The following is an 18969-nucleotide window of genomic DNA, read 5'->3' as shown; positions in this document are numbered from 1 at the left end:
GGCTGCGCGTCGGGCCACGGGGGCCACGGCGGGCGGGGCGGTGAGTCGGGAAGTGTCCGGCGGGCGGCATAGACTCGCCCTGCGATGCAGCCTCTCTTCGACATCCCCGCGTCCCCGTCCGTGTCCGAGCCCGCGTCGGCCCCGCCGCGCCGGTCCGGCCCGCCGGTCCGGCTCGACCCGCAGCAGCTGGTGGAGGGCCTGAACGGGCCCCAGCGTGACGCCGTCACCCACGCCGGCTCGCCGTTGCTGATCGTGGCCGGCGCCGGCTCGGGCAAGACCCGGGTGCTCACCCACCGGATCGCATATCTGCTCGCCGCCCGGGACGTGCACCCCGGCGAGATCATCGCGATCACCTTCACCAACAAGGCCGCCGGTGAGATGAAGGAGCGGGTGACCCACCTGGTCGGCCCGCGCGCCCGGCTGATGTGGGTGTCGACGTTCCACTCGGCCTGCGTGCGGATCCTGCGGGCCGAGCACGAGCACGCCGGCCTGAAGTCGACCTTCTCGATCTACGACGCCGACGACTCCCGCCGGCTGATGCAGATGGTCGCCCGCGAGCTGGACCTCGACCCGAAGCGCTACCCGGCGCGCGGCCTGGCCGCCCAGGTCTCCAACCTGAAGAACGAGCTGGTCGACCCGGAGGAGTTCGCCGGCCGGGCCAAGGGCCCCAACGAGCGGGCGCTCGCCGAGGCGTACACGCTCTACCAGCGGCGGCTTCGCGAGGCGCACGCGCTGGACTTCGACGACCTGATCATGACGACGGTGCACCTGTTCCAGTCGCACCCGCACGTCGCGGAGAGCTACCGCCGCCGGTTCCGGCACGTCCTGGTCGACGAGTACCAGGACACCAACCACGCCCAGTACACGCTGATCAAGGAGCTGGTCTCCGGCACCGAGGGGATCGAGCCGGCGGAGCTGTGCGTGGTCGGCGACGCCGACCAGTCGATCTACGCGTTCCGGGGCGCGACGATCCGCAACATCCTGGAGTTCGAGCGGGACTTCACCGACGCCCGGACGATCCTGCTGGAGCAGAACTACCGCTCCACCCAGACCATCCTGAACGCCGCCAACGCGGTGATCGGCCGGAACACCTCCCGCAAGCCCAAGCGGCTGTGGAGCGACGCGGGGGCGGGCGAGCAGATCGTCGGGTACGTCGCCGACACCGAGCACGCCGAGGCGGACTGGGTGAGCCGGGAGGTCGACCGGCTGGTCGACGACGGTGCCGCCCGCCCCGGCGACGTGGCGGTCTTCTATCGCACCAACGCCCAGTCCCGGGTCTTCGAGGAGGTGTTCATCCGGATCGGCCTGCCCTACAAGGTGGTCGGCGGGGTGCGCTTCTACGAGCGCAAGGAGGTCCGCGACGCGCTGGCCTACCTGCGCGCGGTGGTCAACGACGACGACACGGTCAGCCTGCGCCGCATCCTGAACACCCCCCGCCGGGGCATCGGCGACCGCGCGGAGGCGTGCGTCGAGGCGCTCTCCGGCCGGGACCGGGTCTCCTTCGGCGCGGCGCTGCGCCGGGCCAAGGACGCCCCGGGCATCTCCAGTCGGGCGGCCAACGGCATCGGCGACTTCATCGCGCTGCTGGACGGGGCGCGGGAGCTGGCCGAGACCGGCACCCCGGAGGAGGTGCTGGAGGCGCTGCTCACCCGCTCTGGCTACCTCACCGAGCTGGAGGAGAGCCTCGACCCGCAGGACGCCGGCCGGGTGGACAACCTCCAGGAGCTGGTCAGCGTCGCCCGGGAGTACACCGAGCGGGTCGAGGCGCTGGGCGCCGAGGGGGAGCGGGCCACCCTGGCCGGCTTCCTGGAGCAGGTCGCGCTGGTCGCCGACGCCGACCAGATCCCCTCCGACGACCCGGACCACCAGGGCGTGGTCACCCTGATGACCCTGCACACCGCCAAGGGCCTGGAGTTCCCGGTGGTGTTCCTCACCGGGCTGGAGGACGGCGTCTTCCCGCACCTGCGCTCGCTGGGCGACACCCGGGAGCTGGAGGAGGAGCGCCGGCTGGCGTACGTGGGCATCACCCGGGCCCGGCAGCGGCTCTACCTGTCCCGCGCGGTGACCCGCTCGGCGTGGGGGCAGCCGGCCTACAACCCGCCGTCGCGGTTCCTGGAGGAGCTGCCGCCCGAGCTGGTGCGCTGGGAGCGCACCGAGGGGACGTACACCTCGTGGGCCGGGGGTGGCGGCGGCGTCGGCGGTCGCGCGGACCGCCCCGGCGGCTTCGCCGGGGGGACGCCCAAGGCGGCCCAGCTGGCCAAGCGGCTCGGCGTGGACGGCAGTCGGCTGACCACGGCCAGTGAGCTGCCCCAGGGGCCCAAGGTGGCGGCCGGGGACCGGGTCAACCACCAGCGGTACGGCCTGGGCCGGGTGCTCGCCGTCGAGGGGCACGGCCCCGGGGCGCGGGCGCAGATCGACTTCGGCGACCAGACGATGTGGCTGGTGCTGCGGCACGCCCCGGTCGACAAGCTCTGACCCGCCTGCCCGCCGGCAGCCCACCCGGCCCGGCCGGCGTGCTGCCGGACCGGGCCGGCGTGCTGCCGGCTGTCAGCAGGCCACGTCGATGCCCCGGGCGCGCAGGAACGGCGCGGGGTCGATCTGGTTCCACATCTGGCCCTGGTGCACCTCGAAGTGCAGGTGCGGGCCGGTGGAGTCGCCGGTGGAGCCCTCGTAGCCGATGACCTGTCCCGCCTTGACCTTCGCGCCCTCGCTGACGGCGGTGCGGCTCTGGTGGGCGTAGTGGGTCAGGTAGCCGTTGCCGTGGTCGACGAAGACGGAGATGCCGTACCCGTCGCCGACGTCACCGGCCTTGACCACGGTGCCCGCCGCGGCGACGTGGATCGGGGTGCCCGCGGGCAGGGCGAAGTCGATGCCGGCGTGCAGGGTGCCCCACCGTTGGCCGAAGCAGGAGGTGATCTGGGCGCCCGCCATCGGGATGACCCAGGCCGGCGCGGGCTTGCTGGTCTTCTTCGGCGTGGTCTTCGGCTTGGGCTTCGTGGCGGCCTGCTTCGTCGGGCTGGCGCTGGCGCTCGACGGGCTCGGCGACGGGGTGGTGGGGCTGGCGGACGGGGTGACCGGTTCGGCCGACTCGCGGGCGGAGCGGTCGGCCCGGTCGGCGGCCTCGGCGCGGGCCTGGGCGTCGATCGCCACGGCGGCCGGGGTCGGCTCGTCTCCGCCGCCCGTGGTGGCGACGGCGACGCCGGCGAGGCCGAGCCCGACCAGGGCTGCCGCGCCGATCACCAGGGCCCGTCCGCCGCGTCGGGGGCGCAGGCGGTGGCGGGTCGGCGCGTCTGGGGTGTTCTCGTTGCGGATGTTCTCTTCCTGCACGGCGGGACCTTCACGTCTTCGAGGGGCAGGGACCTCGAAATCTTGGTGTTTGCGCTGTTGGCCGGTGGGTAGGGGCGGGGTTCCGCCGGCCCGTCCGCAGCCGACTCCCGCCCGTTCCGTCCCGTCCCGGACTGCTTCATCCCGATAAGTGATCATGGCGGGGGTGTGGCCGGCCACATCTTGCGGTGTGGCGTAGCAGACATTCGGCGGGGGCGACCACGAAAAAACCGCCCGGATCGACTGATCCGGGCGGCCAACGGGCGATGCTCAGCGTCAGGGCGTGGTCACGTCGTCGTAAAATGCCTCGACTTGCATCTTGATGTCCACTCCGCGGTCCTGGAGCCACGGCACCGGGTCCCGTGGATCCCCGTTGACATGGATCTCCAGGTGCAGGTGCGCGCCGTAGGAGTGGCCGGTGTTGCCGACCAGGCCGAGCTGGTCGCCGGCCTTGACCTGCTGGCCCTCCTTGACGGTCACCGTGGAGGAGTGGCCGTAGATGGCCTCGCTGCCGTCGGCGTGCTTGACGATGACCGTGTAGCCGTAGCCGCCGAACCAGCCGGCCTTGGTGACGGTGCCGTCGTGGATGGCGACGTAGGGGGTGCCCTCCGGGGCGGCCAGGTCGACGCCGGTGTGCAGCTTGCCCCAGCGCATGCCGTAGGGCGTGTTGAAGTCGTAACCCTGCAGGGGCAGGAGCCAGACGTCCTGCTCGGTGGAGGCCTTCGTCTCCACCCGACTGTCCCGGGAGGCCCGGTCGTCGGAGCCGGCGCGGGCTGCGACGTCCTGGCTGGTGATCGACGCCTGCTTGAGCTCGTCGAGCACCGACGGGCTGACGCTCTTGGCGTCCGGCAGCGCGGCCGCGCCGAGCGCGACCATGCCCGCACCGACGAACGCGGTGGTGACGACGGCTGCGTAGCGGCTGCGCGGGGGGGTGGGTACGCGGCGGCGGCCGCGATATCGATCGGGCTCAGACGACAGGCGCTGGCGCACGCACACCCTCCGTTGTCGGGGTTCCGAAGCGGTCGGCCGGCGCCCGTGAAGCGGTGGTGAACGTCGGCTGGCCGCGTCGTCACCCGTCGGTGGACCTGATGACAACCGTGGTCACGTTAGCCAACCACCACGCCGGTCACAAGCCAGACCCGGTAATTGGCGTGTCGATCCGTCCGTTTGTGTCCGCTATTGTCTGAACTCGTCACGGTGGGCGTATGCCCTCGCCGCTGCCCTTTCGTCGCGCAGAGTGACGTCGCCCACCGAATGTCCGAACCTGGCCCGCGCCCCTACGCTTCCCATGGTTCGGACGCCCGGATTCCCCGGGCTCGGCCGGTCGGGTTACCGTTCGTTCAGGTGACAGTCGTAGCGCCTCGAAAGGTGTCCGCTGATGAGCTCTCGTATCCGGGTCGTCGTCGCGAAGCCGGGCCTCGACGGCCACGACCGCGGGGCCAAGGTGGTCGCCCGTGCCCTGCGGGACGCCGGCATGGAGGTCATCTACACCGGCCTGCACCAGACCCCGGAGCAGATCGTGGAAACCGCCATCCAGGAGGACGCCGACGCCGTCGGGCTCTCCGTGCTGTCCGGGGCGCACATGACGCTGTTCCGGCGGGTCATCGAGCTGCTCGGTGAGCGGGACGCGCGCGACATCGTCGTCTTCGGCGGCGGCATTATCCCGGACGCCGACCTCCCCGAGTTGGAGCGGCTCGGCGTCGCGAAGGTCTTCACCCCGGGCGCGACCACCCGGTCGATCGTGGAGTGGGTCCGGGCCAACGTCGCCCAGCCGGTCGCCTGACCCGGCGGTCGGCACCCTCCCCCAGACACGGGGGAGGGGCCGGACGCACCCCTCACACGTCCGGCCCCTCTATGCACGATGCCCCGCCGCCACCCCTCGACCGACAGGGCATCGGCCGTCTCCCGCCGTTGCGCTGACCAGCAGCGCTCCGACATCTGACTCAACGAAGCCCTGGCCAGGGGGTTACGCGGCCCGCCGAACATCGTCGACAGGAATCCCACGTCAGGCCGCCCACCGGCGAGCACGCGGGGCTGCCCGGATCCGGGGCGCACGGGGGCCACTGGGCCGGTTGTGGATTAGGGCACACCGTGCACCCGCTCGGTTGCCGCCCGTGCCGACCTCGCTAGGCTGCGCCCAATGGCCTGTTTCAACTGATGACAGGCGTCAAACTGTTTTCACACGCTGGTGGCGGCGCGACGGCGCGCCGCGGAGACGGGACGGGACGCGCAATCGTGGACCTGTACGAGTACCAGGGGCGGGACCTGTTCGAGCGGCACGGCTTGCCCGTGCTCGCTGGCGGCGTCGCCAACACCCCGGAGGAGGCCCGCGCGATCGCCGAACGCCTCGGCGGTCGCGTGGTCGTCAAGGCGCAGGTGAAGGTCGGCGGCCGAGGAAAGGCCGGCGGCGTCAAGCTGGCCGAGGGCGCGGATGAGACGGTGGCCCGTGCCACCGACATCCTCGGCATGGACATCAAGGGTCACACGGTCCACAAGGTCATGATCACCGTGACCGCGGACGTGGCCGAGGAGTACTACTTCTCGTACCTGCTCGACCGGGCGAACCGCACCTTCCTCTGCATCGCCAGCGTCGCCGGCGGTATGGACATCGAGCAGGTCGCCGCCGAGACCCCGGACAAGGTCGTCAAGGCCCCGATCGACGCCGTCAAGGGCGTCGACGAGGCCAAGGCCCGCGAGATCGTCACCGCCGCCAACTTCCCCGCCGACGTCGCCGACCAGGTCGTCGACGTCGCCGTCGGGCTGTGGCAGGCGTTCGTCGCCGAGGACGCCACGCTGGTCGAGGTGAACCCGCTGGCGACGACGAGCGACGGCAAGCTGCTGCTGCTCGACGCCAAGGTGACCCTGGACGAGAACGCCGGGTTCCGGCACCCCGACCACGAGGCCCTGGTCGACCAGGCCGCGGTGGACCCGCTGGAGCAGGCCGCCAAGGAGAAGGACCTCAACTACGTCAAGCTCGACGGCGAGGTCGGGATCATCGGCAACGGCGCGGGCCTGGTCATGTCGACCCTCGACGTGGTCGCGTACGCGGGCGAGCGGCACGGCGGCGTCAAGCCGGCCAACTTCCTCGACATCGGCGGCGGCGCCAGCGCCGCCGTGATGGCGAACGGGCTGGAGATCGTCCTGTCCGACCCGTCGGTGCGCAGCGTGTTCGTCAACGTCTTCGGCGGCATCACCGCCTGCGACGAGGTCGCCAACGGCATCGTGCAGGCGCTGGCCCTGTTGGAGCAGCGCGGCGAGAAGGTCACCAAGCCGCTCGTGGTCCGCCTCGACGGCAACAACGCCGAGGCCGGTCGGGCGATCCTCGACGGCGCGAACAACCCGCTGGTACAGCGGGTCGACACCATGGATGGCGCGGCCGAGCGGGCCGCCGAGCTGGCGGCTGCGGGGGTCTGATCATGGCTATCTGGCTGACCAAGAACTCGAAGGTCATCGTGCAGGGGATGACCGGTTCCGAGGGTTCCAAGCACACCCGGCGGATGCTTGCCGCCGGCACCGACGTCGTCGGCGGCACCAACCCGCGTAAGGCGGGCCAGACCGTGGACTTCGACGGCACCGCGCTGCCGGTCTTCGCGACCGTCGCCGAGGCCATGGCCCAGACCGGTGCCGACGTCACGGTGATCTTCGTCCCGCCGCAGTTCACCAAGGCCGCCGTGATCGAGGCGATCGATGCCGAGATCCCGCTGGCCGTGGTGATCACCGAGGGCGTGCCGGTGCACGACACCGCCACGTTCTGGGCGTACAACGTGGCCAAGGGGGAGCGGACCCGGATCATCGGGCCGAACTGCCCGGGCATCGCCTCGCCGGGCGCCTCCAACGCCGGCATCATCCCGGCCGACATCACCGGCACCGGCCGGATCGGCCTGGTCAGCAAGAGCGGCACGCTGACCTACCAGATGATGTACGAGTTGCGCGACATCGGCTTCTCGACCTGCGTCGGCATCGGCGGCGACCCGATCATCGGGACCACCCACATCGACGCCCTGGCCGCGTTCGAGGCCGACCCGGAGACCGACGCGATCGTGATGATCGGCGAGATCGGCGGCGACGCCGAGGAGCGGGCCGCCGACTTCATCAAGGCGAACGTGACCAAGCCGGTGGTCGGCTACATCGCCGGCTTCACCGCCCCGCCCGGCAAGACCATGGGCCACGCCGGCGCGATCATCTCCGGCTCGGCGGGCACCGCCGAGGCGAAGAAGGAGGCGCTGGAGGCCGTCGGCGTGAAGGTCGGCAAGACCCCGACCGAGACCGCCAAGCTGATGCGGGAGATCATGTCCGCAGGCTGAGCCGCCTGAGTCCGCGCAGAGGGGGTCGACCGGGCGGTCGGCCCCCTCGCGTCGTACAGATCAGTCGTTGTTCCAGAACGGGTAGTTGCCGCGCGCCCGCAGGATCGCGCTGCCGATGATGTTGATCACGCCGAACGCGATGGCGAGGTAGCCCAGCACCGGCGACTGGCCGTACCGTTTGGCGTCCCGGACAGACAGGTACCCGAAGACGATGCCGAGGACGCCGCAACAGATCAGGCCCAGGACGATGCCGAGCACGCCCCACAGCGTGGTGCGGTCCCGGCCGGCGGCCGGTGGCGGCGGCGGCGGTGGATACGGAGCATTCACGGCTACCTCCGAGCGGTCTGCGTCGGCTGCTCCGGCCGGCCGACGCCGGCCGGTACCCGGAAGAGGCCGCGACGGGAAGAGTTCGGGTCCTGGGCCGAGGCTAGACCGGATAGCGGGCGACAAGTCGGTGGATCACGAACTTGCTGCCGATCGGGCGCGGTATCGGACTGCCCCCGACGGCGCGGCGTGCCAGAGTAGACGCGATGTCCTCCGTCACCCCTGATCAGCCCCGCCGTCCGGCCGCCGGGGTGGGCGCCGACGACCGGCCCGCCGGCCGCCCACCGGGTCCCCGGGTGCCCGCGCCCCGGGCCGGGGAGGCCCGCCGCAGCCGGGCTCCGCTCGCGGTCGCCGCCGGGGTCGCCGCCACCTGGGCCGCGCTCACGTCGTACCTGCCGGTCGCGCTGGTGCTCGGGCTCGCCCAGCTCAGCGAGGACGCCGGCTCCGTCGCCGGGGCGCTGCGCGCCGGCCTGGGCGGCTGGCTGCTCGGCCACGGTGTCCCGTTGGCCACCGACGCCGGCCCGGTCGGCCTGGCCCCGGTGGCGCTCACGGTGCTGGCGGTCTGGCGGCTTTTCCGGGCCGGCGTGCACACCAGCCGGGCAATCGGGGCCCGGGGCGGGCGCTCGCCGCGCCAGGCGCTCACCGCCGCCGGCGCGGTCGGCGTCGGGTACGCGTTGCTCGGCACCCTCGCCGCGGTGCTGGCCGGCGTCGGCGGGCCGGCGGTGTCCCCGATCCGCGCCGGCGGGACCTTCGCAATCTTCGGCGCGTTCGCGGCCCTGGCCGGGGCGGCCCGCACCACCGGCGTGGCCGGCCTGCTCGTCGAGCGGGTGCCCGCCCCGGCGCGGGACGGGGTGCGCACCGGCCTGGTCGCCGGGCTGCTGCTGCTGGGGGCGGGGGCGGGAGTAGCCGGGCTGTCGATCGCCACCGGCGGCGGGGATGCGGCGGACATGATCGGGGCGTACCGCACGGGGGTGGCCGGGCAGGCCGGGATCACCCTGGTCAGCCTCGCCTACGCGCCGAACGCCACGGTCTGGTCCGCCAGCTACCTGCTCGGCCCCGGGTTCGCCGTCGGCGCCGACACCGTCGTACGCGCCAGTGAGGTCTCGCTCGGCGCGCTGCCGGCCCTACCGCTGTTGGCCGGCCTGCCCAGCGGGCCGGTGGACGGATTCGGGGCGGCCCTGCTCGCGATCCCGGTCCTGGCCGGCATGGCCGCCGGTTGCCTGCTCGCCCGCCGGCTGATGCGGCGGGCCGCCGCCCAGCGGACGGAGCTGGCCTGGCCCGCCCTGCTGGTGCCGGCGGCCCTCGCCGGCCCGGTCGCCGGGCTGCTGCTCGGGGTGCTCGCGGGGGCCTCCGGCGGGCCGCTCGGCGGGGGGCGGCTGGCCGAGATCGGCCCGGTCCCGTGGCAGGTGGCCGGGGCGGCCACGGCGGTGGTCGCGGCCGGCGCCCTGCTCGGCGCCGCCGCCACCCGGTCCCTGTCGAAGGGCCGGGCCGCTTCCTGACGGCCCACGCCGAGGGGCGCCCCGGAAACTGCCCGGAGCGCCCCTCGGTGGTGCCGTCGACTCAGGTGGTCGGCAGGCTGAGGCCCACCAGGTTGAGGATGAACAGCACGATGCCGAGCCCGACGCCCACCGCACCGCAGATCAGACCGGCCTTGGCCTGGCCGTCGTTGCTGGCCAGGCCCTGGTTCGCCTTCTGCCGGCCGAGGTAGCCGGTGACGATCGCCGCGATGCCGACCGGGACGCCCAGGAACAGGCAGCAGACCAGCGGGATCGACGCGATGCCGAGGATCATCGACACCAGGCCGAGGGTGTTCTGCTGGCCCTGCGCCTGCGGGTAGCCGGCGTTCGGGTAGCCCGGCGCGGCTCCGTAGGGCTGCTGGGCGTACGGGTCCTGCCCGTACGGCTGGCCCGGGGCGGGCTGGCCGTAGGGCTGACCCGACGTCGGCTGGCCGTACGGCTGACCGGCGGCCGGCTGCTGGCCGTACGGCTGACCGGCGGCCGGCTGCTGGCCGTACGGCTGACCGGCGGCCGGCTGCTGGCCGTACGGGTCGTGCCCGTAAGGCTGCCCGGATGTGGGCTGCTGCCCGTACGGCTGCCCCGATGTGGGCTGCTGCCCGTACGGCGCCTGCGGGGGCTGCCCGTACGGGTCGTTGTGCTGGGGCTGGTTCGGGTCGTGGGGCTGCTGGCCGTACGGGTCCTGACCGGGCTGCATTCGCTGGTGCTCCTTGCCTGAGGCTGCTGTCAGTAGCTGGTGGTGCCGGTATCCGCACCCATGATCGCCCCAATGCCGCCCAGCGCGCAGCACACGATGAAGATCACATACCAGGCGATGCCGACGATCAGGGCCCACTTGGACCACTTCTTCGACTCGGCGGCCGCCGCCTGGGCCCCCGCGTAGTCGCCCTGCTGGATGAGCGGGTTGACCTTCGACGCGTTGATGATCGCCGGGATGGCCAACGGCCAGAAGAGGAAGATGGCCACGATGGACATCGTCATGTTGTTATTGATCTGTTGCGGTTGGGGGGACCTGTAGTCGGGTTGCATCGCTGCCTACTCCTCTAATCCATCGACACGACGCGCATGTCGGGTCACTGACGGGTGCGGGGCCAGGCTTGCGCCGGCACCGAGCGACCGGCAGCGTACAGGGTGGGGGCGACAACGGCGGTCACCAATTTCTCGTTGTCGGGATCCTGATTGCCCCTGCCGATGGCCGATCCGGCCGGCCCGCCCACACGAGGGCGGCCCCGACCTGCCCGATAGGGTGGCGGCGTGACCGAGCCCGCGCCCGTCGCCCGCATCGTCGTCCTCGTCTCCGGCTCCGGCAGTAATCTCCAGGCTCTGCTCGACGCCGCCGTCGACCCGGCGTACGGGGGCAGGGTGGTCGCCGTCGGTGCGGACCGGGACGGCATCGCCGGCCTGGACCGGGCCGCCGCGGCCGGGGTGCCGACCTTCGTCGAGCGGGTCTCCGACCACCCGACCCGGGCGGACTGGGACGCCGCGCTCACCGCGCAGGTCGCCGCGCACCGCCCCGACCTGGTGGTCTCCGCCGGCTTCCTCAAGCTGGTCGGCCCCGACTTCCTCGCCGCGTTCGGCGACCGCTACCTCAACACGCACAACACCCTGCTGCCGGCGTTCCCCGGCATCCACGGCCCCCGGGACGCCCTCGCCTACGGCGTGAAGATCACCGGGGCCACCCTCTTCTTCGTCGACGCCGGGATGGACACCGGCCCGATCGTCGCCCAGGTCGCCGTGCCGGTGCTCGACGACGACGACGAGGATGCGCTCACCGAGCGCATCAAGTCCGCCGAGCGGCGCCAGCTCGTCGAGCAGGTCGGTCGGCTGGTCCGCGAAGGTTGGACGATCACCGGAAGAAAGGTCACCTTTCCGTGAGTGCCACTGAGGACGAGCGCCGCCCGATCCGGCGGGCGCTGGTCAGCGTCTACGACAAGAGCGGCCTGGTCGAGCTGGCCCGGGCCCTGCACGCGGCCGGCGTGGAGCTCGTCTCGACCGGCAGCACCGCGTCGACGATCGCCGACGCCGGGGTGCCGGTGACCCCGGTCGAGTCGGTGACCGGCTTCCCCGAGATCCTCGACGGCCGGGTGAAGACCCTGCACCCGGCGATCCACGGCGGCCTCCTGGCCGACCTGCGCAAGGACTCGCACGCCGCCCAGCTCGACGAGCACGGCATCGCCGGGATCGACCTGCTGGTGTCCAACCTCTACCCGTTCCAGGCCACGGTCGCCTCGGGAGCCGGCGTCGAGGAGTGCGTGGAGCAGATCGACATCGGCGGCCCGGCGATGGTCCGCGCCGCCGCCAAGAACCACGCCTCGGTGGCCGTGGTCACCGACCCGGCCGGGTACCCGGCCCTGCTGGCGGCCCTCGGCGAGGGCGGGTTCACCCTGGCCCAGCGCCGGGCGCTGGCCGCCCGCGCGTTCGCCGCCATCGCCGAGTACGACGTGGCCGTGGCCGAGTGGTGCGCCGTCACCCTGGCCCCGGACGCCGGGGGGTGGCCGGAGTTCGCCGGGCTGGCGCTGCGCCGCGGGCCGGTGCTGCGCTACGGCGAGAACCCGCACCAGGCCGCCGCGCTCTACGCCGACCCGAGCAGCCCCGCCGGTCTGGCCCAGGCCGAGCAGCTGCACGGCAAGGAGATGTCGTACAACAACTACGTCGACGCGGACGCCGCGTGGCGGGCGGCGAACGACTTCGCCGACCAGCCGGCCGTGGCGATCATCAAGCACGCCAACCCGTGCGGGATCGCGGTCGGCGGCGACGTCGCCGAGGCGCACCGCCGGGCGCACGCCTGCGACCCGGTGTCGGCGTACGGCGGGGTGATCGCGGTCAACCGGCCCGTCTCCGTGGAGCTGGCCCGGCAGGTCGCCGACATCTTCACCGAGGTGCTGGTCGCGCCGGAGTTCGAGCCCGGCGCGGCGGAGGTCCTCCAGGGCAAGAAGAACATCCGGCTGCTGCGCGCCCCGGCGTACGCCCCGCTGCCGGCGGAGTGGCGGCAGGTCACCGGCGGCATTCTGGTCCAGTTGGCCGACCGGATCGACGCCGACGGCGACGACCCGGCCAACTGGCGGCTCGCCACCGGCGAGGCGGCCGACGAGGCGACGCTGCGCGACCTGGCGTTCGCCTGGCGGGCGGTGCGCGCCGTGAAGAGCAACGCGATCCTGCTGGCCAAGGGCGGCGCGACCGTCGGGGTCGGCATGGGTCAGGTCAACCGGGTCGACTCGGCGAAGCTCGCGGTCACCCGGGCCGGCGTCGAGCGGGCCGAGGGCTCGGTCGCCGCCTCGGACGCGTTCTTCCCCTTCGCCGACGGCGCGAAGATCCTGATCGAGGCCGGGGTGAAGGCGATCGTCCAGCCGGGCGGCTCGATCCGCGACGAGGAGGTGATCGCCGCCTGCAAGGAGGCCGGCGTCACCATGTACCTGACGGCCACCCGCCACTTCTTCCACTGATCGCCGCCACCCGCCGCCGCCCACGTCGGCGGCGGCGGGTCAGGTGGTGGTGGGCCGGAGCTCGGCGAAGTGGCAGGCCGACGGGTGGGGGTCGGCGGCGCGGGGGACCGGGTGGGGTTCCTCGCGGGCGCAGACCTCCTGGGCCTTCCAGCAGCGGGTGCGGAACCGGCAGCCGCTCGGCGGATCCGCCGGGCTGGGCACGTCGCCGGTGAGCCGGATCATGGTCCGGTCGTCGCGGGCGTCCGGGTCGGGCACCGGCACCGCCGACAGCAGCGCCTGGGTGTACGGGTGGGTGGCCCGCTCGTAGATCTCGTCCTCGGTGCCGATCTCCACGATCTTGCCGAGGTACATCACGGCGACCCGGTCGGCGATGTGCCGCACCACGGACAAATCGTGGGCGATGAAGATGTAGGACAGGCCGAACTCGTCCTGGAGCTGTTCCAGCAGGTTGATGACCTGGGCCTGGATGGAGACGTCCAGGGCCGACACCGGCTCGTCGCAGACGATGATCTCCGGGCGCAGGGCGAGCGCGCGGGCGATGCCGATGCGCTGGCGCTGGCCGCCGGAGAACTGGTGCGGGTACCGGTTGATGTGCTCCGGGTTCAACCCGACCACGTCCAGCAGCTCCTGCACCCGCTTGCGCTTGCTGCCCTTCGGCGCGGCGTCCGGGTGGATGTCGAACGGCTCCCCGATGATCGCGCCGACCGTCATCCGCGGGTTCAACGAGGTGTACGGGTCCTGCATCACCATCTGCATGTTGCGTCGCAGCCGGCGCAGCTCCGCCCCGGAGGACCGGAACAGGTCGTTCCCCTCCAGGGTGGCCCGGCCGGAGGTGGGCGTCTCCAGCCGCATCAGCAGCCGGGCCAGGGTGGACTTGCCGCAGCCGGACTCGCCGACCACGCCGAGGGTCTCGCCCCGGCGCAGCTCGAAGCTGACCCCGTCGACGGCACGCACCGCGCCGACCTGGCGCTGGAACAGCACCCCCTGGGTGATCGGGAAGTGCTTGACCAGGTTGTCGACGGCGAGGATGGTTTCGCCCCGCACCTTGGCCGGGCTAGCGGGCGCTGTCATCACAGACCTCCTGCGCGAAGTGGCACGCGCTGGTCCGGCCGTCGCCGAGGACCAGGTCGTGCGGCACCACGTCGACGCAGACCTGCTGCACGTACGGGCACCGGGGGTGGAAGGGGCAGCCGGAGGGGATCCGCATCAGGTTCGGCGGCAGCCCTCTGATCGTCGACAGGGCCTGGCCGCGCACGTCCAGGCGCGGGATCGACTCCAGCAACCCCTTCGTGTACGGGTGGGCCGGCGCCCGGTACAGCGAGTGGACGTCGGCGTGCTCGACGATCCGGCCCGCGTACATGACGGCGATCCGGTCCGCGACGCCGGCCACCACGCCGAGGTCGTGGGTGATCAGGATCATCGCCATGTCCAGGTCCCGGCGCAGGTCGGCGAGCAGGTCCATGATCTGGGCCTGCACGGTGACGTCCAGCGCGGTGGTCGGCTCGTCGGCGATCAGCACCTTCGGGTTCAGCGCCAGCGCCATCGCGATCATGACGCGCTGCCGCATCCCGCCGGAGAACTGGTGCGGGTAGTCGCCGAGCCGGCTGGCCGCCGCCGGGATCCGCACCAGGTCCATCAGCTCGACGGTCCGGGCCCTGGCGTCGCCCCGGGACATCCCCTCCCGGTGGCGCAGCGTCTCGCCGATCTGCCAGCCGACCGGGAAGACCGGATTCAGCGCGGACAGGGCGTCCTGGAAGATCATCGCGATCTCCTTGCCGCGCACCTGGCGACGCTGCTCCTCCGACTGGCCCAGCAGGTCCCGGCCCCGGTAGAGGATCTGCCCGGAGCGGACGTTCGCCGGGGGAGTGTCCAGGATGCCCATGATCGCCTGCGCGGTGACGGACTTGCCGGACCCGGACTCGCCGAGTACGGCCAGGGTCTCGCCGGCGTCCAGGTGGTACGAGACGCCGTTGATCACCCGGGCCACCCCCTCGCCGGTGCGGAACTCGACGTGCAGGTCCCGGACCTCCAGGAGGTGGCCGCCCTCGGGCGTCGGAGAGGCCGGCGTCGGCTTGACGGCGGAGTGGCTCATGAGGGGATCACCGCAGCTTCGGGTCGAAGGCGTCACGGATCGCGTCGCCGAGCATGATGAAGGCCAGCACGGTCAGCGCGAGGAAGGTCGAGGGCACCACCAGCGGGGTGGCGGACTCCCGCATGTGCACCCGGCCGGCATCGATGTCGATGCCCCAGGAGATGGTCGGCGACTTGAGGCCGATGCCGAGGAAGCTCAGCGTCGCCTCGGCGGAGATGAACGAGCCGAGCGCGATGGTGAGCACCACGATCGCCGGGGCGAGCGCGTTCGGCAGGATGTGCCGCCACATGATCCGGCCGTTGCCGGCCCCGAGCATCCGGGCGGCGGCGACGTAGTCCTGCTCCTTGGCGGTGATCACCGAGGAGCGGATCACCCGGGCCGCCGTGGTCCAGCCGAGCGCCGCCAGCACGAAGATCACCGCGAACAGCCGTACGTTGTCGCTGCTGGCGCTCACCCGCTTGAGCAGCACGATCGCGGCGAGCAGCAGCGGGATGCCGAGCACGATGTCGATCACCCGGGAGAGCACCGCGTCGACCCACCGGCCGAAGTACCCGGCGAGCATCCCGACGACCACCGCGATCAGCCCGGTGAACAGCGCCGAGAGCGCGCCGACCAGCAGCGACGCGCGGGCGCCGTACACCGCTCGGGAGTACGTGTCGCAGCCCTGGAAGTCGTACCCGAAGATGGCCCCGCCGGACGGCCCGGCGTGCTGCCGGGAGAGCACGCAGTCGCGCGGGTCGTTGGCGGTGAACAGCGCCGGGACGACCGCCATCGCGGCGACCAGGACGACCAGGAACAGACTGATCCAGAAGATCGGTTTGCGGCGCAGGTCGCGCCAGGCGTCGCCGGCGAGGCTGCGCGGCTTCCGCGGCACGCCGACCTGGTTGGGTGCCCCGGGCTCGCCCGACGGCCCCCGTCGCGCGGCCTGGTTCTCGGTGGCCGCCACGGTCTCGAAGTCACTCATGCCGCCACCTCGCTGCGCTCACTTGTGCACGCTGCTTCACTCATAGCGGATCCTCGGATCGAGTACGGCGTACAGGACGTCCACCACCAGGTTGGAGACGAGGTAGACCACGACGAGCACGCTGACGATGCCCACCACCAGCGGGCCGTCCTCGGTGCGGATGCCGCGGAACAGGTTGAACCCGATGCCGGGGATGTTGAACACACCCTCGGTGATGATCGCGCCGCTCATCAGGTTGCCCATCTCGACGCCGAGGAAGGTGATCACCGGGATGAGCGAGTTGCGTAGTACGTGCACGCCCACGATCCGCCGCTTGACCAGGCCCTTCGACCGGGCGGTGCGGACGTAGTCGGCGCGCAGGTTCTCCGCGACCGAGGTCCGGGTCAGCCGCAGCGCGGTGGCCAGCGACAGCGAGCCGAGCACGATGCCGGGCAGCAGCAGCGCGTACAGGTCGGGATTGGCGCCGGCGGTGGGCGGGAAGAGCTGCCACTTGACGCCGAGGAGGTACTGGGCGAGCGGGGCCAGCACGATCGTGGGGATGCCGAGCACCAGCAGGGTGAGCACCAGCGTCGCGTTGTCGAAGATGCTGCCCCGCCGGATGCCGGCGATCACGCCGGCGGTGACCCCGATGACGATCGTCACCGCCATGGCGATCAGGGCGAGCTTGACGGTGACCGGCCAGGCAGCGGCGAGGATGTCGCCGATCTGCCGCCCGGTCAGCGACTGCCCCAGGTCGCCCTGGAGCAGGTTCTTCAGGTAGTCGAAGTAGCGGTAGAAGAAGCCGCCGACGCCCGTGGCGTCGAGGTGGTACTTCTCCGTCAGGTATGCCCGCTGGGCGGCGGTGACCGGACGTTCCCCCGCGAGTGCCTGGATCGGGTCGCCCTGACCGGCGAACATCAGCGCGTAGACGATCAGCGTGGTCCCGAAGAAGGCGAGAACCATCTGGAGCAGTCGCCGCAGAATGAAGCGGAGCATACTGAGCAGTCTTCCTGAAAAGGGGCAAAGCGGTGGCGGGTCGGGTCACCTCGCGGTGACCCGACCCGCTTTCCGGGGGAGTTACTTGACGGCTTCGATCTTCAGCAGGTCGATGCGGTCGAAGAGGTCCATCTCCACGTTCTTGACCTTGGTCGAGTGGCCGAAGTTGTTCTGGCCGTACCGGAGCGGGATCACCGGCATGTCCTCGGCGAGCAGGTCCTCCGCCGCCTGGTACTTCTTGACGGCCTCCTCCTCGTTCGGGGCCTTGGCGCCCTCGGCGAGCAGCTTGTCGAACTCCGGGTTGCTGTAGCCGTAGTAGTTCGACGAGCCGTTGGTGCTGTACAGCGGGCCCAGGTAGTTCTCCATGGACGGGTAGTCCATGACCCAGCCCATCCGGAACAGCCCGACCGGCTGCTTGGCCTTGACCTTGGTCAGCAGGTCCGCGAACTTCGGCTCGGCGGTGCCCACGCACTCCACGCCCAGGTTGGCCTTGAGCTGGTTGCAGGTCGCGTCGATCCAGTCCTTGTGGCCGCCGTCGCCGTTGTACGACATCTCGATCTTCTTCGGGCCGCCCGCGGCCTCGTACATGGCCTTGGCCTTGGCCGGGTCGAACTCGCCGGCGGCGCCGACGGTGTTCTCCCGGTAGCCCGCGACGACCGGCGAGACGAACGAGCGGGCCGGCTGCTGCGAGTCCTTGAAGATCGACCTGGTGATCTCGTCCCGGTCGATCGCCATGGAGATCGCCTTGCGCACCTCGGGGTTGCTGAACTCCTTCTGGAAGGTCGGGATGGCCAGCACCTGGAGCGACGAGGCGGAGCTCTGCAGGAACCGGTCGCCGAGGTCGGTGCCGGCGGTCGACAGGTTCTCGGTCGGGATCGTCTTGATCACGTCGAGGTTGTCCGACAGCACGTCCGCGTACGCGGCGGTCGGCTGCTGGTAGATCCGGAACTCGACGCCGGCCACCTTCGGCTGCTGGCCGGGGAAGGCGTCGTACTTCTCCACCTCGACCTTGGCGTCGTGCTGCCACGAGCCCTTCATCCGGAACGGGCCCTGGCCGATCGGGGCCTGCTCGTACCCCTCGGCGAGCACGCCGGGGGCGGAGAACGCCGCCTTCGGCAGCGGGTAGAACGCCGTGTAGCCGAGCATGGTCCGGAACTCGCTGTACGGCTGGGACAGCGTCACGGTGAAGGTCAGGTCGTCGACCTTCTTCAGGCCGGTCAGCGTCTTCGCCTTCGGCTGCTCGCCCTGAAGGTCGTCGTAGCCGGCGACCTTCTCGAAGAAGTAGCTGGAGTTCTGCCCGTTGGGGGCGTACGCGCCGTAGTTCCAGGCGTCGATGTAGTTCTCGGCCGTGACCTTCTCGCCGTTGTGGAAGGTGTAGCCGTCCTTGAGCTTGACCGTCCAGACCTTGTTGTCCGACGACGTCACGGACTCGGCGGCCACCTCGTACGGCTTGTTCGCCTCGTCGTAGTCGACGAGCGGGCTGAACAGGGCGCTGAGCACCTGTGAGCCGCTGGTCTCGTTGGTGTTGGTCGGCACCAGGTGCTGCGGCTCGGCGATCTCGATCCGCACGGCCGCGTTGGGGTCGCTCTCGCCGGATCCGCCGTCGCCGCCCGAGCCGCAGGCCACCAGGCCCAGGGTCACCGCGAGCGGGAGGGCGGTCCAGGCGGCAAGCCTACGAACACGCATTCGGTCTCCTCGTCTCCATACGCTGCGCGGTCAAGGCCCGGCGCTGGGGTAACGCTGCGCAACGTTCGGCAACGTTAGGTCACGCGGGGGTGGTCGGCAACGGAGCCGTTGTGAACCGGTAATGGAGCGGTGTCTCCGGCCTTGCCGACGGCCGCTCGGTCTGCTAAGTCCTGTCGGACAAATGGGCTGTCACCAGCCCTCGGAGGCGCGGTTCGGGCCGACGTGATGCCACTAAGCGACGGCCGCCCCGTCGACGGCCGACCGTCCGGTTTACGCCCCCGGCGGGCAGGTCGTCCGGATCGACCCGTGACCCGATCCACAGATCGTTACAATCAGTGACAAT

At 71.6% G+C, this 18969-nt stretch carries 17 protein-coding genes; 7 read left to right on the top strand and 10 right to left on the bottom strand.

Translation table 11 applies throughout. The features are described from left to right. Positions 1-84: 84 nt before the first annotated feature. Positions 85-2475, top strand: coding sequence for a DNA helicase PcrA (pcrA, locus tag GVV04_RS06855; protein ID WP_161685719.1), 2391 nt, complete (start codon positions 85-87; stop codon positions 2473-2475). Positions 2476-2547: 72 nt separating this feature from the next. Here the strand turns inward: pcrA and GVV04_RS06850 are convergent, their stop codons facing one another. Together GVV04_RS06850 and GVV04_RS06845 are read right to left on the bottom strand one after the other, a co-directional pair. Continuing rightward, positions 2548-3327 (bottom strand): M23 family metallopeptidase, encoded by a 780-nt coding sequence (locus GVV04_RS06850; protein ID WP_161685717.1) that lies wholly within the window; start codon positions 3325-3327, stop codon positions 2548-2550. Between the two features lie 273 nt (positions 3328-3600). Continuing rightward, on the bottom strand, positions 3601-4314 hold the full coding sequence (locus tag GVV04_RS06845; RefSeq protein WP_161685715.1) for a M23 family metallopeptidase: 714 nt from the start codon (positions 4312-4314) through the stop codon (positions 3601-3603). 388 nt (positions 4315-4702) lie between these two features. On the opposite strand from GVV04_RS06845, the gene GVV04_RS06840 reads away from it, so the two are divergent. The 3 genes from GVV04_RS06840 to sucD all read left to right on the top strand — a co-directional run bounded on the left by GVV04_RS06840 (position 4703) and on the right by sucD (position 7628). Beyond that, positions 4703-5107 (top strand): cobalamin B12-binding domain-containing protein, encoded by a 405-nt coding sequence (locus GVV04_RS06840; RefSeq protein ID WP_161685713.1) that lies wholly within the window; start codon positions 4703-4705, stop codon positions 5105-5107. A gap of 452 nt (positions 5108-5559) precedes the next feature. Further along, on the top strand, positions 5560-6738 hold the full coding sequence (gene sucC / locus GVV04_RS06835; RefSeq protein WP_161685711.1) for an ADP-forming succinate--CoA ligase subunit beta: 1179 nt from the start codon (positions 5560-5562) through the stop codon (positions 6736-6738). 2 nt (positions 6739-6740) lie between these two features. Then, positions 6741-7628, top strand: a complete 888-nt coding sequence (sucD, locus tag GVV04_RS06830) for a succinate--CoA ligase subunit alpha (protein WP_161685709.1) — start codon at positions 6741-6743, stop codon at positions 7626-7628. A gap of 60 nt (positions 7629-7688) precedes the next feature. Here the strand turns inward: sucD and GVV04_RS06825 are convergent, their stop codons facing one another. After that, complete coding sequence (locus GVV04_RS06825; protein ID WP_161685707.1) at positions 7689-7955, bottom strand: DUF4190 domain-containing protein; 267 nt, start codon at positions 7953-7955, stop codon at positions 7689-7691. 203 nt (positions 7956-8158) lie between these two features. On the opposite strand from GVV04_RS06825, the gene GVV04_RS06820 reads away from it, so the two are divergent. Next, on the top strand, positions 8159-9451 hold the full coding sequence (locus GVV04_RS06820) for a cell division protein PerM (protein ID WP_161685705.1): 1293 nt from the start codon (positions 8159-8161) through the stop codon (positions 9449-9451). Positions 9452-9512: 61 nt separating this feature from the next. Here the strand turns inward: GVV04_RS06820 and GVV04_RS06815 are convergent, their stop codons facing one another. Both GVV04_RS06815 and GVV04_RS06810 read right to left on the bottom strand, forming a co-directional pair. Beyond that, positions 9513-10163 (bottom strand): DUF4190 domain-containing protein, encoded by a 651-nt coding sequence (locus GVV04_RS06815; RefSeq protein WP_161685703.1) that lies wholly within the window; start codon positions 10161-10163, stop codon positions 9513-9515. Positions 10164-10192: 29 nt separating this feature from the next. Next, positions 10193-10447 (bottom strand): CD225/dispanin family protein, encoded by a 255-nt coding sequence (locus GVV04_RS06810; protein WP_235965724.1) that lies wholly within the window; start codon positions 10445-10447, stop codon positions 10193-10195. Between the two features lie 273 nt (positions 10448-10720). On the opposite strand from GVV04_RS06810, the gene purN reads away from it, so the two are divergent. Both purN and purH read left to right on the top strand, forming a co-directional pair. Next, the gene (gene purN / locus GVV04_RS06805) at positions 10721-11341 is read left to right on the top strand and encodes a phosphoribosylglycinamide formyltransferase (RefSeq protein WP_161685699.1); all 621 of its coding nucleotides are present in this window, start codon (positions 10721-10723) and stop codon (positions 11339-11341) included. Beyond that, positions 11338-12909 carry a bifunctional phosphoribosylaminoimidazolecarboxamide formyltransferase/IMP cyclohydrolase gene (gene purH / locus GVV04_RS06800; RefSeq protein WP_161685697.1) on the top strand — a complete coding sequence of 524 codons (1572 nt, stop codon included), beginning with the start codon at positions 11338-11340 and terminating at the stop codon, positions 12907-12909. Before purN ends, purH begins: the two co-directional genes overlap by 4 nt. Before the next feature lie 39 nt (positions 12910-12948). Here purH and GVV04_RS06795 read toward each other — a convergent pair whose 3' ends face one another. The 5 genes from GVV04_RS06795 to GVV04_RS06775 form a co-directional block, all read right to left on the bottom strand. Beyond that, positions 12949-13980, bottom strand: a complete 1032-nt coding sequence (locus GVV04_RS06795; protein ID WP_161685695.1) for an ABC transporter ATP-binding protein — start codon at positions 13978-13980, stop codon at positions 12949-12951. Continuing rightward, entirely contained in the window at positions 13964-15001 is a 1038-nt protein-coding gene (locus GVV04_RS06790) for an ABC transporter ATP-binding protein (protein WP_161685693.1), read from the bottom strand. The genes GVV04_RS06795 and GVV04_RS06790 overlap by 17 nt, the downstream gene beginning before the upstream one ends. A 7-nt stretch (positions 15002-15008) precedes the next feature. Next, positions 15009-15965 (bottom strand): ABC transporter permease, encoded by a 957-nt coding sequence (locus GVV04_RS06785; RefSeq protein WP_161685691.1) that lies wholly within the window; start codon positions 15963-15965, stop codon positions 15009-15011. 36 nt (positions 15966-16001) lie between these two features. Beyond that, on the bottom strand, positions 16002-16940 hold the full coding sequence (locus GVV04_RS06780; protein WP_161685689.1) for an ABC transporter permease: 939 nt from the start codon (positions 16938-16940) through the stop codon (positions 16002-16004). An 81-nt stretch (positions 16941-17021) separates the two neighbouring features. Next, positions 17022-18626 (bottom strand): peptide ABC transporter substrate-binding protein, encoded by a 1605-nt coding sequence (locus GVV04_RS06775; protein WP_161685687.1) that lies wholly within the window; start codon positions 18624-18626, stop codon positions 17022-17024. Positions 18627-18969 lie beyond the last annotated feature (343 nt).

The organism is Micromonospora rubida, from assembly GCF_009908295.1.
Classification (GTDB): domain Bacteria; phylum Actinomycetota; class Actinomycetes; order Mycobacteriales; family Micromonosporaceae; genus Micromonospora; species Micromonospora rubida.
The sequence above is the reverse complement of the archived record's forward strand: the minus strand, read 5'-3'. Positions and strand labels throughout refer to the sequence as shown.